Genomic DNA, 16,361 nt, shown 5'->3' with positions numbered 1-16,361 from the left:
GTATTCTGTTCTCTTTATTCTTTTTAAGACGCAATTTAGATAAAGAAAAAAGCAATTGTTCGCGTTAGTAAATTCGAACAATTGCCTTTTTAGTCTAAAAGAGTATGTGTGCAACTAATGCTGCGATTGGTAATGAAATAACCGTACGTATTAAGAAAATAACAACTAGATCAAAAAATTTTAGTGGAATCTTTGTACCCAAAATAAGTCCACCGACTTCAGACATATAAATAAGCTGTGTCACAGAAACGACAGCAATTACAAATCGTGTAGTGTCAGCTTCAATTCCTGCTCCTAAAATTGAAGGTAGGAACATGTCAGCAAAGCCAACAACCATCGTTTGTGCTGCCTCAGCTGCTTCTGGTAAACCAAGCACTGTTAAAATAGGTTCAAACGGCTTTCCTAAAAATGCAAAAATATTCGTGAATTCAGCAAGCATTAAAGCAACCGTACCAAATGCCATTACAACCGGTGCTACACCAACCCATAAATCCAAAACATTTCTAAATCCATCTTTCAAAAATTGACGTGGGTCACGATTTGCATGCGCAACGGCTAAAGCATTTTCTAAGCCATGTGACACAGAATTATAACCCTCTGGTAATTCCTCACGTGATAAATCTGCTGGTGTACCGTCTATATAAGTATCTTCTTTGTTAGCAAGCGGGAAAATTCGTGGCATTACTATCGCTAACACAAGACCACAAAGGACAACCGTTAAGTAATATGGAATAAAATAGCGTGACAAATGCACTGTATCTAATACTACGATACAGAATGTGATGGATACTACAGAGAAGCTCGTTGCAATAATGGCAGACTCTTTTTTCGTGTAGTTCCCCATTTCATATTGCTTACTCGTCATAAGAACACCAATTGTTCCATCCCCAACCCACGAAGTAAGTGCATCAACCGATGAACGACCCGGGCTTTTAAAGAGTGGACGCATGATTTTTACCATCATCGTTCCGAAAAATTCAAGCAAACCGAAATTTGTTAAAAATGGTAGTAGTAGACCTGCAAATAAGAAAATCGTAAATAAAAATGTTACTAAACCACTGTCTGGGTTCATTAATAATCCACCAGTATTTTCATTATTAATCGCCGATGGTCCAAAATCAAAGACAACCATTAAGGCAAATACTAAGCCGATAACTCTTATAATTGTCCAAAACCAATTTACATAAAATAATGTATATAATATGCTAGGCTCTTTTGTATTATTTCGCGGAATAAATTTGGCAATGAGTGATCCAATTGCCGAAATCGCAAACATGATTATAGTAAAATAACTAATAATAGGAGCAACTAAGCCTGCTAATAAATTTGCTAAAATAGCTATTGGAACTTTCCATCCATCTTCCGTTAAGACTGGTGTCATAAATAATAGGACACCAATAAGAGACGGAATTATGAAGAAAAAGTATGTAGAAGAAGGATATTTTTTCACAATTTAAAGCCTCATTTCTCTATGTTTTCGAAGTTCTATACATCAAGCTTGTTAGTTATAGACTGATCAATTATGGCTCGGCATAATTGCGTCCAGAATCGGCTTTGTGCTTAGGCCTGCGTGATGCAAGTCTTTACCAATTAGGCATTTACGAGCCGTTAATCTCCCACCTAACTTTTTTACTTTCGCTGAATTTCGAGGCGGGAGTATTTTTCATTACGGTCCGTTAATGCGAGATAAAAATGGAATACGGATAAAATAAAAAAACATCCCTCTAAAAAGTAATAAAGGAATGCCAAACATACTTTTTTATAATTAACATCCGCCAATGCAAAATTTCTATTCATTAAGTCATAGCTATAAAAATATCGTAAACCAACAATACATCGGTTAATTCTACAACAAAATGAATTTTTATTCAATCCAAAAAAATTTGTTATTGTGATAATTCTCTTCTAATTATTCGCATTTCTTCTTTGTATCATTACCCTTCAACAAAGCTCCATTTTACAGTGGCTGAAATGTTAATCATACCTATTTTGATTGCCTAAGAGATTTAACCAACCCTTAATAGGCATACAAATAGACCATACTGTCTTTCATCTCATATGTTAATTATGAACCACAACTTATCAAAATAGGAGGTTTTACCATGCATAGACGTATGCATCATCATCACCATGCAAGAGGTCCACATTGTTGTCCGCCACAAATGTGCCCAACTCAATTTGAACAACCACATTTTTGTCCACCTGAGGAATATGTACGCACTAATTACATCCATACGGTCGTACCTCATGTACAACCAACACATGTAACAACAGTTAATAAACATATGATTGATCATCAATATCATTTCCCTTGCACTGAATGTGTAGTGGAAGATTGTTGCGAAACTCATACACTTTGCGAGATGCCACCTGAGCCTTGCCATATGCCGCACCACCATATGGGACACCATCACCATCACATGGGCCATCATCATATGGGCCATCATATGTGCCATCCTATGGATCATCATATGGGTCATCATCATATGGGCTATTAAAAAATATGCGATGAGGTTAAAAATGCCTCATCGCTACTATTTTTTATTTTAAAAGCACTTTCTTATGAAAATGCCTAATTTCTATCATTTACTATTAAACGCTTAATTGCACAAGAAAAACCGAGCACCTTTACTAGGTACTCGGTTCATATTTTTAGTACATTTTTAAATATTGGTCGCGCTCCCATTGGTGTACTGTTGTACGATACATGTCAAACTCTATTTCTTTTGCCTCTTTAAAGTTAGCATAGATATGCTCACCTAAAGCTGCTTGCGCTACTTCGTCTTGAGCAAGTAATGCTAAAGCATCGTCAAGTGCTGGTGGTAAGTTTGCGATACCATTCGCTTTACGCTCTTCATCAGACATCACGTAGATGTTACGGTTAATAGCAGCTGGAGGTGTTAAGTTACGGCGAATACCTTCAAGACCAGCTTCTAAAATAACAGCCATTGCTAAATATGGATTAGCAGATGGATCCACAGAACGTACTTCTACACGAGTTGACAGACCACGTGCTGATGGGATACGGATAAGTGGTGAACGATTTTGAGCTGACCATGCTACATAACATGGCGCTTCATAACCCGGTACAAGACGTTTATAAGAGTTAACTGTTGGGTTTGTCACAGCTGTGAAGCCTTGAACGTGAGCAAGGACACCTGCCATGAATTGCATTGCTGTGTCAGAAAGACCTATTTCAGTAGATTCATCGTAGAATGCATTCTCTTTACCTTTAAATAACGACACGTTGAAGTGCATACCAGAGCCAGCTTCACCGAATAATGGTTTTGGCATAAATGTAGCATGTAGACCGTGTTTACGAGCAATTGTTTTAACAACTAATTTGAACGTTTGAATATTGTCACAAGCTGTGATTGCGTCTGCATATTTAAAGTCAATTTCGTGTTGTCCAGGAGCTACCTCATGGTGAGATGCTTCAATTTCAAAGCCCATTTCTTCTAGCTCTAATACGATATCACGACGGCAGTTTTCGCCAAGATCAGTTGGTGCTAAGTCGAAGTAACCACCGTGGTCATTTACTTCTAATGTCGGTTCACCTTTTGCATCTAACTTAAATAAGAAGAATTCTGGCTCAGGCCCTAAATTGAAGCTTGTGAAGCCCATTTCTTCCATTTTTTTAAGGATACGTTTTAAGTTATTTCGTGGGTCACCAGCAAATGGCTCGCCTTTAGCAGTGTATACATCACAGATGAAACGTGCTACTTTCCCTTTTTCAGAAGTCCAAGGGAACACTACGAAAGTATCTAAGTCAGGATATAAATACATATCTGATTCTTCGATACGTACGAAGCCTTCAATGGATGAGCCATCAAACATCATTTTGTTTTCTAGAGCTTTATCTAGTTGGCTTACAGGAATCTCAACATTTTTGATTGTGCCAAGAATATCCGTAAATTGTAGACGTATAAAGCTTACGTTTTTTTCCTCGATTAGACGTTTAATGTCCTCTTTTGTGTATTTACCCACAGTTTTCCACACTCCTATAAATTGTCTAGCTTTTTTATCATTACCCTACCCTATTAATAAAGTAATTAATGATGTTGCCGTTTATTAATAGAATCGAGATAAATCCCCACGACGGATGGATGATTTTTGCATGCGCTGCGCTTGAAGCATTTCCTCACGCATGATGCGACGTAATTCTGAGTCACTTAAATTAGGTTCATCTGTTGAAACAGGTTCACTCTTTTTAGCGAACAGCTTTTTAATTTTTGCCATGTTCATGCCATGTTCCAAGTAATCTTTAATTTCCAGCAGTGTATCGACGTCATTTAATGAAAACATTCGACGGTTGCCTTCTGTTCGGTGCGGCTCTATTAAATGGTGTTCTTCATAATAACGAATCTGACGTGCCGAAAGCTCGGTCAATTGCATTACGATATTCATAGATAATAACGGCATAGTTCGTCTAATTTCACGACTCATTTAAGTCCCCTCCAATACCTGCTAATAATATAACGAAAAATTCACACTGTCAACCACTCATGTAAGGTTTCCTAACATGCATTTAAATATTTTTTTGAACTGACGAAAAATTGTAGAAAAATAAAATTTTCATCCTATCGCGGGGATTGATTTCCGTTCTGACTTGGCCCTTTCCTGGGGGCGTCAGATGTCCTATCAACTTATATACATTTCTACATTTAAACAAATGTCATCTTCAACTTTTCATCCATAAAAAAACTATTCAAATTGGAAATTTTGAATAGTTTTTTAGCTATCTATTTTTAGATTTTTTGAACAGCACTACAAATTGCAAATTTTACGTGCTCGTATGTTAACCCACCTTGAATAAATGCTGTAAATGGCGGACGAATAGGACCGTCTGCTGTAAGCTCAATACTGGAACCTTGAATGAATGTTCCAGCTGCCATGATGACATCATCCTCATAGCCAGGCATATAGGCCGGCTCTGGTGCATAATGCGCATTAATTGGTGAGTTTGCTTGAATTTCACGGCAAAAAGCAATCATTTGTTCCGCAGTTTGGAAAGAAACCGATTGAATTAAATCTGTACGATTAGCATCATAGCTAGGTGATGTATTCATGCCAATTTCTCCTAGCATAGCAGCTGTGAAAATGGCACCTTTTAATGCTTGAGATACAACATGTGGTGCAAGGAAAAATCCTTGATAGAAATCACCGAGCGTATTTAATGTTGCCCCTGCTTCAGCACCAATACCTGGCGATGTCATACGATAAGCACATTTTTCCACTAAATCTGCACGCCCCGCAATATAACCACCAATTTTCGCTAAGCCTCCACCAGGATTTTTAATGAGTGAGCCTGCCATTAAATCAGCCCCAACCTCTGTCGGTTCCTGTGCCTCAACAAATTCACCGTAGCAATTGTCAACGAAAATAACTGCATTTGGTGCTAATTCACGGATTTTCGCACACATGTCAGCAATTTGTGAAATAGTAAAGGATGGGCGTGTTGCATAGCCCTTCGAACGTTGGATAGCAATCATTTTTGTGTTTGGTGTAATTGCAGCTGCAACACCTTCCCAATCGATTTCTTGATTATCGATTAAATCCACATGGCTATAACCAATTTTATAATCTTTTAATGAACCAGTATCCTTGTCGCCACTATCGACTATTGATTGCAATGTATCATACGGCTGACCTGAAATATAAAGTAATTCATCACCAGGACGTAGCACGCCGAATAAGCTAAGTGTGATTGCATGTGTACCAGAAATAATTTGCGGACGTACAATGGCAGCCTCCGCTCCAAAGACCTCTGCATAAACACGTTCTAGATTGTCACGCCCCTCATCATCATAACCATAACCATTAGACGGGTGCAGATGATAATCACTTACTTGATGCTTTCGGAACGCAGCAAGCACTTTTTGTTGATTGAAGAACGCCATGTCTTCTACCTTTGCATGAAAAGGGCGTACCTTTTCTTCTATTTTAGCAGCTAATGCTAGTGTTTCTTCTGATAAATTGATTGTAAAAGTCATTATGTTCTTCTCCATTTCACATTTGTTCAAATCTTATCTTAACAATTTGTGAGCTTGCCTGCAAAAATTGCATTTGTTTCTGATTTTCATTAGGCACTAAACTTAATGACGACCTTAATCTATTTAATTCTGCTATAATAAGATATTTGATAATTCCAAATCGTAAGTCGATGATTTTCTTGGCAAAAACTTCTAGATACAAAAGGTAACTTTAATGTTTTCTAGGTTGTAATCTACAACAACATGAAATGATTTATTCACATAAGGGGTGAAAGGGTTGGCTTGGGAGGTTTTTAGTATCGTCGGAACAATCGCCTTTGCTATTTCCGGGGCAATAATTGCAATGGAGGAAGAATACGATTTATTCGGTGTATATATACTCGGTATCGTAACTGCTTTTGGTGGTGGAGCTATACGAAATCTACTTATAGGTTTACCTGTAACTACACTGTGGGGGCAGGATATGATGTTCCAAATTGCCATTGCAGCCATCACAATTTTTTTCTTATTTCCACATCGGCTTATTCAGCATTGGCATCGCTGGGGCAATTTCACTGATGCTATTGGATTATCGGCATTTGCCATTCAAGGTGCCCTTTATGCTGTGAAGCTCGACATGCCTATTAGTGCCGTTATTGTAGCTGCTGTCTTAACAGGGTCAGGTGGTGGAATTATTCGCGATTTATTAGCTAGACGACAACCATTAGTCCTCCGTGATGAAATCTATGGTGTTTGGGCAGCACTAGCCGGGCTTATCATCGGACTTCAACTATTTTCAGGGGATCTCTTTTTATATGTATTATTTGGTGTGATCATAGTACTTAGAGTACTTTCATATATGAAGAAATGGCGTTTACCGTTGCGGAAGTTGAATCGAGCATAGCTTGTTTCCTTATACCGCTGCATTTTAACAAGCCCAAATCTGATATTTGGGCTTGTTTTGAATTTTTTCAATTTAATTTCTTATTTATCACAAACACCGTGCATCCATGGCAGCGACAAAAAGCACCTGAAGATTAATAAAGTTATTTTTTCAATAGCAACATAGATTCCTCTAATGTAGCCATGTTTTTCATCATAGAGCAAGCTGCGTCCAAAATAGGAAAGGCTAAAGCTGCACCAGAGCCCTCGCCCAATCGCATATTCATCTGCAACATCGGTTCAACTCCGAGCATTTCAGCGGCAATTTTTGCACCTGGTTCTTCAGAGGCATGTGAAGGAACGACATAGTCTTTTACCTTTGGTTCGAGTTTGTATGCAATAAGAGCAGCAATAGTAGAAATAAAGCCATCAATAACAACAGGTTTACGATGTGCAGCGGCAGCAAGTATCACTCCAGCCATAGCACCTATTTCTAACCCACCTACCTTTGCAAGAATATCAATAGCATCATGACAATTTGGTTTGTTTAATGCAATAGCATTGTGAATGACTTCTACTTTATGTGCTATTCCCCCTGGTCCAACACCTGCACCGAAGCCTGTCACTTCATTCGGATGACATTCGCGAAGAACCGATAATATGGCAGCACTCGGTGTTGTATTACCAATTCCGATACGAAAAACATATACATTGCTTAAAAAAATGTAGACATCTCTACTGTGACACAACTTATATCTTTCGACTTTCGTATTTGTGTCTTCCTTATTTCCCGAGTCTGGTTTCGCCGAAGCTACTACCATTTAGTATGACTCTCCAAAGGCTTAAATTCCGCAGTATCGTTGCGTACACATCTAAGGTTTAGTGTCAGTTAAATTCCTTAGATTGAGTAATTTGCTAAGTTAATGTTTGCGTTCAAATCTCTATCCAACTTTAATACAGGAGCAGATATATAATCTGTCTTTCAGTTTCATATCGGATTTGATTTGTCCACAACAAGAACAAGTTTTTGATGATGGAAACCATCTGTCGGCTTCAACAAATTCAATTCCGTATTTTTCACATTTGTATTGAATTTGCCGTTTGAATTCATATAGCTTTTGCCCGGCTACCGCCTTCGACAGATGTTTATTTTTCATCATACCTTTTACATTTAAATGTTCCATTACAATACGAGATGGCTTGGTTTTCACAATCTCATTAGAACACTGATGTAAATGATTTGTTCGGATGTCGTTAAGTCGCTTATATAAATTACGGATTTCAGCGTTTTGTTTTCGAGTAATATCTCGTACCACTAGAAGATACATGGGCAGGCATAAGCTCGCCCTTTGTTTCCATTCTTCTTAGCGTTACAACATTTACACCAACACGTTTAGCAAATTTCCCAATGGACATTAATTCCATGCGTACCACCTCTCTTTCACTATGGTAAAATCACATTACCCTATTTAGAGAGGTTGTTAACATTTTTATATTTGTATATATTTTTCTTGTTCACACGAAGGCGCAACCCTTCATGCAGTCTTTCTCTCATGAGTAGACCTCTTATGCTTTCACATAAGCGCAGACTATATCTTCATCTTATCTTCTAAATAAGAGCCACATTTTTCTTCCGCCATTCGCTTGCGGTTTTACTCTCCCTCAAGGAGATAGTCGTTGAACGTCTTCCTTGTCTCATTAGAGATTTAGGAGTTCGCTGCTAAACATCCATTGCCAAAGCACTTAGCGCCACCGTTTTCCGTTGTCACGATAATCCTTTACGGACACTGAGTAATTTTTTTCAGCTTATGCCATCCTTGTTGTTTTTTCTGCTTTCGCACCGTTACGTCTGCCGTTTCCAGCTCCGCGTTGGTCACAAGGCTTTAGGAGTTAAAAGCAATTAACGTGGAGTTCGCACCAATCTCTTGATACGAAGGGTATTCTGTTATAAATCTATGCTTCTATACAGATTTGTATAGTTTTGTTTAAATTTATCGTAACAGATTAGTTACCCATTTCACCTGTCCCGAGTACATTTATCCCCTTGTTTATTTCTTCCGTAGCTACCTCAATCCCTACTTCAATAGATTGAATGGCTTCTTCCCTTGACATAGCAGGACCTTTTGCCATATTGTCCGTTCCATATTTAATTTTTTTTAGGATGACACCAGCATCATGTGGAATATCTTCTTTTACGCCAACATCCACTGTGACAATTTTAGCATCTGTGATTTTTGCGATAGCACAGACACCAGTCCCTCCTCTAGGAAAATTTAATGTTTGAAAGACCGTCACATTTTGTGGATTAGATGTCACCCCTTCATCACAAACACCATGATCTGCGGCACAGACAATAATCGCTTTATTATCAATCTCAGGAAATAGTTCTCCTGTAATTCCGGATAGTTGCACAGCAAGAGTCTCTAGTCTTCCCAAGCTTCCAGGAGGCTTGCAAAGTGCATCTATGCGTTCTCTTGCCTGCTCCATCATTTTGTGGTCAACACTTTGAATGTTTTGAATCGTCTGTTGTAATAATTGCATGAAAATTTCCCCTTTCTTTTTTGCCCTTGTTACTCGAAGAATGATTTAGAGAAAAAATAAAAAGCCTGTAGTTTATTCCATAACAAATAAACTACAGACTTTTCCATCGTCTATATAACCGAAGCAGATAGGCAGGTCTCCTGGCTCAATTTCAACATTTCATAGAACCTTCCCAGCGATGCTAGTGGCATTCTCTATGAAACTCCCTTTTACAGTGGTGGGACCGCTAAAGCTTTTCACTTTATTCCCTATTCTCCCGCAATGGGCACCTAATGCTTTTATGCAATTATTTTAAATGTACGATAAAGTGTTTTTTGTGTCAACATTTAAAATTTTCGAGCTTTGTTGAATTTTAAAGTTTTTAAATATGCTTAACTATTCATATTTAAAAACTTTAACACAAAATACTAAAGTAGTAACTGCTATAGCAGTTATTACTGAAAGTTCAGTCAGATACGTATGAAAATTTTGAGTCTTGAAGATAAGTGTTTTTCTAATAGCTTCAATAATATAATTAAGTGGATTAATATAAACAAATTAACTATATTTTTTCATCTTATGAAAGGCTAATTCACACTGCTAATAATTCACTAGTAATAACGTTTACACTAGTAAAAAAGCACTCACACTTACGCAATAGAATGAATATTCAGAAATAGATGTTAGTATAAATTTGTAGAACATATCATGTAAAGTACTTTTTAAGTTAACTACAATTGAGTGTTATAGGTGGTGTTATCTTGAAAAAAGAAATTAAAAAAGAACTGATAAAAGTGATATCTGTTTTTGCTATAGGTACTATTTTAATTTATTTGGTTCCTTGTCTCTTAAATTATTTTTATAGCATGACTGCCCCCTAAAAAAGTAAGAAAAAAATAAGAAGCCTTTTATTCGAAGGCTTCTTGTTTTTATCAATATTAGATGAACCTAATATAAAAACTCCATCAATACAAGCTGTACAAAGTAGTACTATACCAGTTCCACAAGCTCCGATTTAAGTTGCTGCTACAATTTTTGCCACAGCGAAGTCAATTAAGAGTAGAAAGGCAAAGTGCAACTTCTGCTATGCACAAATGCTTTCAGGAACTTCTTATTCGTTACTACTGTGATATACGCTTTGTTTTATCTATTTCACTCAGACATGTTGCGCCGAGTAATAGAATAGCTCCTATTATTTGTAGGGTCGCCATTTTCTCTCCTATAATCATCGTCGAAATCACTAATGATGTCAGTGGATCAATATAGCTTAAAATAGCTATACTTTGCCCTTTTAGATGACGCATTCCGAAAAAGAATAGGTAGAAGCCGATTCCAGCATGGACAATGCCCAGTGCTATGAGTAAACTAATTGATTTTATATCGATTTGCATGACTTGGAACCCATTTGTCCCAATAAGATACAGAGCAAGGAATAACGCTGCTAAAGTAAGTTGAATAATTGTATTATCAGGCTCTTTTAATCCATGAATATACTTATTGGTGAATGTAACTATTGTATAGAAACAAGCTGCAATAAGCCCATATACAATACCGATATAATGTTCGCTCGTTTCGGTAGTTTGACTTTGAACGATAAAATACAGCCCTACTAGAGCCACACAAACATAAAAAATTTTTCTTACAACTATTTTCTCTTTCAAAACTATAGGTGATAAACAAATCACTAATACTGGAGCAAAATAGTAACTTAGCGCTGCATTTGCGATGGTTGTTTCCTTATACGCTTGGAAAAGGAAAATCCAATTGCCGCATAAGGCAAAGCTTGAAAGCATTAAGGGCCTTTTATTTTGCAAAATAGTTGTTCTCGTAAACCTTTCTTTTTTACAAAGGAAAATCAACAGTAAAAAACAAGAGCCAATGAGACTCATCCAAAAGGCAATTTCACTTGAAGGCAACTTAATGTATTTTGCAAAAACACCGACAGCGCCAAAAATAATCATTGATAAAATAAAAGATAGTTTTCCGCTCATTTCTAATTCCTACTTTCTACATGTATATAGTGTTCGATATACAGTAGAATCTATTGAGAATTAGCAAGCTTTTATTGAATGCCTAAACAGTAGATTCTACTGTAAAGACATTGTTGGGGGTGCAATCGTTCGATACATACTAATCCCTCCTTAACGAATTCAATTGTAACATATTTCTAAATATTCATACGCAAGAATATTAATGCTAGATGCTATCTTTTGATAAGTACCAAAAACGATAAAAATTATTGAAACTGGCATGCTAGATAAATTTGGAGGTTAATACAATGTAAGGTAGGACAAAATAAAAAGGTAGGCGAAGAGACGATGGACACAAAAGAGCTAAGAAACGCAATTGCTGAAACATGTGAAAATTATGATAGCCTATATGCTCGGCTAGTAAAACCGATAAACCAAATATTAATCAATGTAGACGCTACAATAAGTGAAGATACAGCGAATAAAATCATTGAAAACCTAAAGTTATTTCACAGTGGAGATAAAAACATTACTGAATGTCACTTTGATGAGAGCGAAAACTTCTTAAAGGAAGGTATTGAACTTCTTCAGAAAGGTGATCTAGCGAATGGCGCATTACAAATTTACGGTGCCGGTTTAAACTTTGCCAGTTATAACCTAAAGATTCGTGAGCAAAAAAAGGATAATCCATACAATAATTTCGAAAAAAATTTTAGCCTTATCATGAACTCTCTAAAAAAATAAGAACAAGAAAAAAGAAAGAGCAAATATTAATAGGCTCTTTCTCTTTAAAGTATGTCATTATTTAAATTCTAACTCTCCATCATAAGCAAGCATGCCGCCTTCAAGGTTTGTTACGTCAAAGCCTTGCGCTTCAAGGTATGCACAAGCATTTGCTGAACGACCGCCTGCCTTACAAACGATAATGTATGGCTTAGAAGCATCTAATTCCTCTAAGCGTTCAGGGATTGTTCCAAGAGCAATGTGCTGAGCACCAGGGATCATGCCTTGTGCTACTTCATCATCTTCTCGAACATCAATAATGTATAGGTCTTCGTTCGCATCTAATAGTTCTAATATTTCTGTTGTATCCATAGTTTTCATCTGTGTAGTCCTCCAATATGTCGATTTCCTCTTACATTATAGCCTGAAGGCAAAAAAACAGCTAGTGTCATGAACACTAACTGTTTTACTCTAATGTTTCTATTCGTCTGTCTCTAAAAAATCTACTTGCTTTGTTGGAACAAATGTAGAAATAGCGTGTTTGTAAATAAGATGTTGCTTGTTTTCAGCATCTAGTAATAATACTGTAAAATTATCATAGGATTTCACAGTTCCTTTCAACTGAAATCCGTTTAATAAAAACACAGTTACAAAAACATTGTTTTTACGTAGATGGTTTAAGAATGTATCTTGCAAGTTAATTGATTTCATCAAAATGCCTCCCTATACTCTCTTTCTACCTCTTCATTCCTATAGTAGCATGTTCTACCAATTTGGCAATTAGTAATTTTTAGAAATTGATTAAAGTTTTTCGTCATTATTAACAAAATATACATCCATTTTATTTCGGAAGTATGTTAGTTGTCTTTTCGCATAGCGGCGAGAATTTTGCTTTAAACTGTCAATGGCTTCTTCTAAAGAACATTTTTCATCCAGGTAATCATATAATTCCTTGTAGCCGATTGCTTGGATTGACTGTACACCTCGAATATTTTGCTGCCATAAGCCTTTTACTTCTTCTAAAAGCCCTTTTTCCATCATTATATCGACACGAAGGTTAATACGATCATAGAGCACTTCACGTGACATATTTTGCCCAAGCCCTATAATCACATGATTGTAGAGTGGAACTTCTCCACGATTGTGTGCTTCGGATGCCTTTGAAACGCCACTAAGTTCAATCATCTCTAACGCTCGTATAACACGGCGAGTATTATTTGGATGAATCGTCTCTGCTGTTTGTGGATCAAATTTTTTAAGCTTAGCATGCATTGCCTCTGGACCTAATTTCTCTAGTTCTGCATAATAGGCTTTTCGCGCCGCCACATCTACCTGCTCCTCTGTAAATTGAAAGTCATAAAGTACTGCCTGCACATATAAACCTGAGCCCCCTACAATAATCGGTAGCTTACCACTCGCTTGAATTTCTACAATTTTAGCTCGCACTAATTTTTGATAGTCTGCTACTGAAAAGGACTCTGTGGGCTCTTTGAAGCTTAGTAAATGATGGGGTACACCCTCCATCTCTTCTTCAGTAATTTTCGCTGTACCAATATCTAAGCCTCGATAGATTTGCATGGAGTCACCATTGATGATTTCGCCATTATATTTTTTTGCTAACTCAATACTTAGTGCCGTTTTACCAGAAGCAGTAGGCCCTACGATTGCTACGACCTCTGCCTGCTGTATTTTATCTTGTATCATATTTTTCTAACCACCGTAATAAAACTTGATAGACTGCCTCTTGATTGTCCTCGTTTAGGATTTCATGGCGCTTATCCTCAAATAAGTAAACCGTCACATCCTGTATGCCCGCTGCTGCAAATTGTTGTGCAACAGCGTACACACCTTGGCCTTGTTCTCCTACTGGATCCTTACTACCACTTATCAATAATATAGGTAAGTCTTTCTTTATTTTTGCTATCTCTGTTTTACGATTTAATGACATAAAACCTGTAGTTAAATCCACAAAAAATTGATTTGTTGGAATAAAGCCGCAATACGGATCATCTATATATTTTTGCACCTCGTCCTCTGTTGAACATAACCAGTCATACGCAGTCTTCGAATTTGGGAACTGTTTATTAAAGCTACCAAAGCTCAGCTTATTTAACAACTTGCTCTCCGTCTCTTTACCAAGCTGTTTGGCCAATACTTTTGAAACTAAATTCCCCATCGTATGCAATGCTGTAACATTTCCTGTTCCACAAAGAATCACATTATCCACTTGATCGCTGTACAATTGAATATATCTTCTAGTAATGAACGATCCCATACTATGGCCAAATAAAATCAAAGGTACATCTGTAAATTGTTCATGCAATAATGTTACTACTTCATATGCATCCTCTACGACGCGATCAAAACCATTTTCTTCAGCAAAAAAACCTAGTGTGCCATTATAGGCTGCTGTTTCTCCATGCCCACGATGATCATGCATTGTCACTGCATAGCCAGCTTCATTTAGGCTATTTGCAAATTTAACATAACGTCCACTATGTTCCGCCATACCATGTAGAATATGAATATGACCAATACATGGCTTGGTTGGCTTTAATGTTCGAGTAAACAGAAAATGGCCATCTGACATTTCAATATAACGCATTGCCTACACTCCTTCCTCCGCAAAATTTGTTGCATCTAAAATTGCTTGCTCAAGTTGAGCGACATAAGTATTTCTTTGTGACTCTGTATAGTTAAAATGGTGTTGCATAACTTGAATGACCTGCTGTTTATAAAGTTTTACCGCATCAATATCGAAGTATAATAAGCCTGTTCGACGGATAAAGAAATCACTTGGTGTGTATACCATTTCCGCTTCTATGCCATAAAGTAGCATTGCATGTAGGGCCAGGGGCATCGTACTTCCATATTCATGCAAATATTTTACCTGGTTATATAAAGCATCAACATTCGTGCCATATTTTTGTACAAGCTGTTTGGCTTCATCATAATTTAGACCATACTGAACGCCCTCTTTAGCTTTATAAGTACTATAATCAGTGAAATTGATGGCATTAATGCCTTTTGCACCAGAAAGTGATAACTCACGTGTTACACATGGACTTGCGTGCTTATATTTATGGGTTTTCACAATTTTATCAACGATTGTTTCTGCCATTTGACGGTAGCCCGTTAGTTTGCCACCCGCAATCGTCATTAGTCCACTCGGAGCCGTCCATATCTCATCTTTGCGTGAAATTTCGGATGGATCCTTCCCTTTTTCAAAAATAAGTGGACGCACACCTGCCCACGACGATTCAATCGTATCTCTTGAAATATTTGCAGTTGGAAAGACAGTTTTTGCAGCAGCAATTAAATAATCAACGTCCTCTTGGGTAGCGACAGGATGTACAGGGTCTCCCTCGTAAACTGTATCTGTTGTCCCTACATAGGCTTTACCATCACGTGGAATTGCAAAGGCCATACGCCCATCCACTATATCAAAGTACACTGCTTGTCGTAATGGAAAATCCTTTTGATCAAGGACAATATGAACCCCTTTTGTGAGACGTAATTGCTTTTTGTCTACTACTTTATCCTTTTGGCGGACCTCATCTACCCAAGGTCCAGTAGCATTGACGATTTGCGCGGCATGTACTTCAATCGTTTTCCCTGTAATATGATCCTTCACTTGTGCCCCGACAAGCTTTTTCTTCTCATATAAAAATTCTGTCATCTCCGCATAATTTAAACAAAGCGCTCCATATTCCACAGCTTTTTTCAGCACTTCAATCGTCAGACGGGCATCATCTGTACGGTATTCAACGTAATAGCCACCACCAATAAGCTCATCTCGATTGAGTAAAGGTTCGAGCGCTGCCGTTTCCTGAGCATTTAACATTGTTCTACGTTCATGCTTTTTGACACCCGCTAATCGATCATATACCTTCAATGCCATTGATGTTGTAAATGGTCCAAGTGAGCCCTTTTTATATAAAGGTAGTAGCATTTTTTCAGGCGTTGTCACGTGAACAGCATTGTCATAAACAATTTCACGCTCACGCCCAACCTCCGCTACTACGCCTACATCAAGTTGCTTTAAATAACGAAGTCCACCATGAATAAGCTTTGTTGAACGGCTTGATGTGCCAGCAGAAAAATCCTGCTTCTCAATCACAGCGACTGATAACCCTCTAGATGCTGCATCAAGTGCAATGCCAGCACCAGTGATGCCGCCACCAATGACTAAAACGTCAAAGCTATATTGCTCTAAAAACTGCATAATCTTAGGACGATGCTCAAATGAAAACATAACCTTTCTCCCCCATTAGCTCTAATTTGAAAATACGTT

The 16,361-nt window shown here is 37.5% G+C and carries 13 protein-coding genes, 4 pseudogenes and 1 riboswitch; of the genes and pseudogenes, 3 read left to right on the top strand and 14 right to left on the bottom strand.

The window, feature by feature from the left end; translation table 11 throughout:
* Positions 1 to 94: 94 nt before the first annotated feature.
* Positions 95 to 1,450: a YjiH family protein gene (locus ACQKOF_RS01680; protein WP_427553041.1), complete on the bottom strand. Its 1,356-nt coding sequence runs from the start codon at positions 1,448 to 1,450 to the stop codon at positions 95 to 97.
* A 652-nt stretch (positions 1,451 to 2,102) separates the two neighbouring features.
* On the opposite strand from ACQKOF_RS01680, the gene ACQKOF_RS01675 reads away from it, so the two are divergent.
* Positions 2,103 to 2,498: a CotD family spore coat protein gene (locus ACQKOF_RS01675; protein WP_427553039.1), complete on the top strand. Its 396-nt coding sequence runs from the start codon at positions 2,103 to 2,105 to the stop codon at positions 2,496 to 2,498.
* A 154-nt stretch (positions 2,499 to 2,652) separates the two neighbouring features.
* Here the strand turns inward: ACQKOF_RS01675 and glnA are convergent, their stop codons facing one another.
* The 3 genes from glnA to ACQKOF_RS01660 all read right to left on the bottom strand — a co-directional run bounded on the left by glnA (position 2,653) and on the right by ACQKOF_RS01660 (position 5,993).
* Positions 2,653 to 3,987 (bottom strand): type I glutamate--ammonia ligase, encoded by a 1,335-nt coding sequence (gene glnA, locus ACQKOF_RS01670; RefSeq protein ID WP_427553036.1) that lies wholly within the window; start codon positions 3,985 to 3,987, stop codon positions 2,653 to 2,655.
* An 84-nt stretch (positions 3,988 to 4,071) separates the two neighbouring features.
* A complete protein-coding gene (locus ACQKOF_RS01665) occupies positions 4,072 to 4,446 on the bottom strand; it encodes a MerR family transcriptional regulator (RefSeq protein ID WP_427553034.1) in 375 nt (124 codons plus the stop codon).
* Positions 4,447 to 4,748: 302 nt separating this feature from the next.
* A complete protein-coding gene (locus ACQKOF_RS01660; RefSeq protein WP_427553032.1) occupies positions 4,749 to 5,993 on the bottom strand; it encodes an aminotransferase class I/II-fold pyridoxal phosphate-dependent enzyme in 1,245 nt (414 codons plus the stop codon).
* Positions 5,994 to 6,270: 277 nt separating this feature from the next.
* Here ACQKOF_RS01660 and ACQKOF_RS01655 point away from each other — a divergent pair, with 277 nt between their 5' ends.
* Entirely contained in the window at positions 6,271 to 6,876 is a 606-nt protein-coding gene (locus ACQKOF_RS01655) for a trimeric intracellular cation channel family protein (protein WP_427553029.1), read from the top strand.
* Positions 6,877 to 7,018: 142 nt separating this feature from the next.
* On the opposite strand, the pseudogene ACQKOF_RS01650 reads toward ACQKOF_RS01655, so the two are convergent.
* From ACQKOF_RS01650 to ACQKOF_RS01630, 5 genes and pseudogenes are all read right to left on the bottom strand, one after another.
* Positions 7,019 to 7,549: pseudogene (locus ACQKOF_RS01650) on the bottom strand (nicotinate-nucleotide--dimethylbenzimidazole phosphoribosyltransferase); the annotation flags it as partial.
* A 203-nt stretch (positions 7,550 to 7,752) separates the two neighbouring features.
* Positions 7,753 to 8,137, bottom strand: a pseudogene (locus ACQKOF_RS01645) (RNA-guided endonuclease InsQ/TnpB family protein); the annotation flags it as partial.
* A 13-nt stretch (positions 8,138 to 8,150) separates the two neighbouring features.
* Positions 8,151 to 8,279: pseudogene (locus tag ACQKOF_RS01640) on the bottom strand (MerR family DNA-binding transcriptional regulator); the annotation flags it as partial.
* 585 nt (positions 8,280 to 8,864) lie between these two features.
* Positions 8,865 to 9,395, bottom strand: a pseudogene (locus ACQKOF_RS01635) (nicotinate-nucleotide--dimethylbenzimidazole phosphoribosyltransferase); the annotation flags it as partial.
* Positions 9,396 to 9,508: 113 nt separating this feature from the next.
* Positions 9,509 to 9,683: riboswitch (cobalamin riboswitch) on the bottom strand.
* Positions 9,684 to 10,495: 812 nt separating this feature from the next.
* Positions 10,496 to 11,365 carry a DMT family transporter gene (locus ACQKOF_RS01630; protein WP_427553027.1) on the bottom strand — a complete coding sequence of 290 codons (870 nt, stop codon included), beginning with the start codon at positions 11,363 to 11,365 and terminating at the stop codon, positions 10,496 to 10,498.
* A 327-nt stretch (positions 11,366 to 11,692) separates the two neighbouring features.
* On the opposite strand from ACQKOF_RS01630, the gene ACQKOF_RS01625 reads away from it, so the two are divergent.
* A complete protein-coding gene (locus ACQKOF_RS01625) occupies positions 11,693 to 12,088 on the top strand; it encodes a hypothetical protein (protein WP_427553025.1) in 396 nt (131 codons plus the stop codon).
* Positions 12,089 to 12,145: 57 nt separating this feature from the next.
* Here ACQKOF_RS01625 and ACQKOF_RS01620 read toward each other — a convergent pair whose 3' ends face one another.
* The 5 genes from ACQKOF_RS01620 to ACQKOF_RS01600 all read right to left on the bottom strand — a co-directional run bounded on the left by ACQKOF_RS01620 (position 12,146) and on the right by ACQKOF_RS01600 (position 16,322).
* Positions 12,146 to 12,448, bottom strand: a complete 303-nt coding sequence (locus tag ACQKOF_RS01620; protein WP_427553023.1) for a rhodanese-like domain-containing protein — start codon at positions 12,446 to 12,448, stop codon at positions 12,146 to 12,148.
* Positions 12,449 to 12,547: 99 nt separating this feature from the next.
* Entirely contained in the window at positions 12,548 to 12,778 is a 231-nt protein-coding gene (gene hfq / locus ACQKOF_RS01615; protein ID WP_427553021.1) for an RNA chaperone Hfq, read from the bottom strand.
* 90 nt (positions 12,779 to 12,868) lie between these two features.
* Positions 12,869 to 13,771 (bottom strand): tRNA (adenosine(37)-N6)-dimethylallyltransferase MiaA, encoded by a 903-nt coding sequence (gene miaA / locus ACQKOF_RS01610; RefSeq protein ID WP_427553019.1) that lies wholly within the window; start codon positions 13,769 to 13,771, stop codon positions 12,869 to 12,871.
* On the bottom strand, positions 13,758 to 14,672 hold the full coding sequence (locus ACQKOF_RS01605; RefSeq protein WP_427553017.1) for an alpha/beta fold hydrolase: 915 nt from the start codon (positions 14,670 to 14,672) through the stop codon (positions 13,758 to 13,760). Before ACQKOF_RS01605 ends, miaA begins: the two co-directional genes overlap by 14 nt.
* A 3-nt stretch (positions 14,673 to 14,675) precedes the next feature.
* Positions 14,676 to 16,322: a glycerol-3-phosphate dehydrogenase/oxidase gene (locus ACQKOF_RS01600; RefSeq protein WP_427553015.1), complete on the bottom strand. Its 1,647-nt coding sequence runs from the start codon at positions 16,320 to 16,322 to the stop codon at positions 14,676 to 14,678.
* Positions 16,323 to 16,361 lie beyond the last annotated feature (39 nt).

The organism is Lysinibacillus sp. NPDC093190 (genome assembly GCF_050280425.1).
In the GTDB taxonomy this organism is placed as follows: domain Bacteria; phylum Bacillota; class Bacilli; order Bacillales_A; family Planococcaceae; genus Lysinibacillus.
The sequence above is the reverse complement of the archived record's forward strand: the minus strand, read 5'-3'. Positions and strand labels throughout refer to the sequence as shown.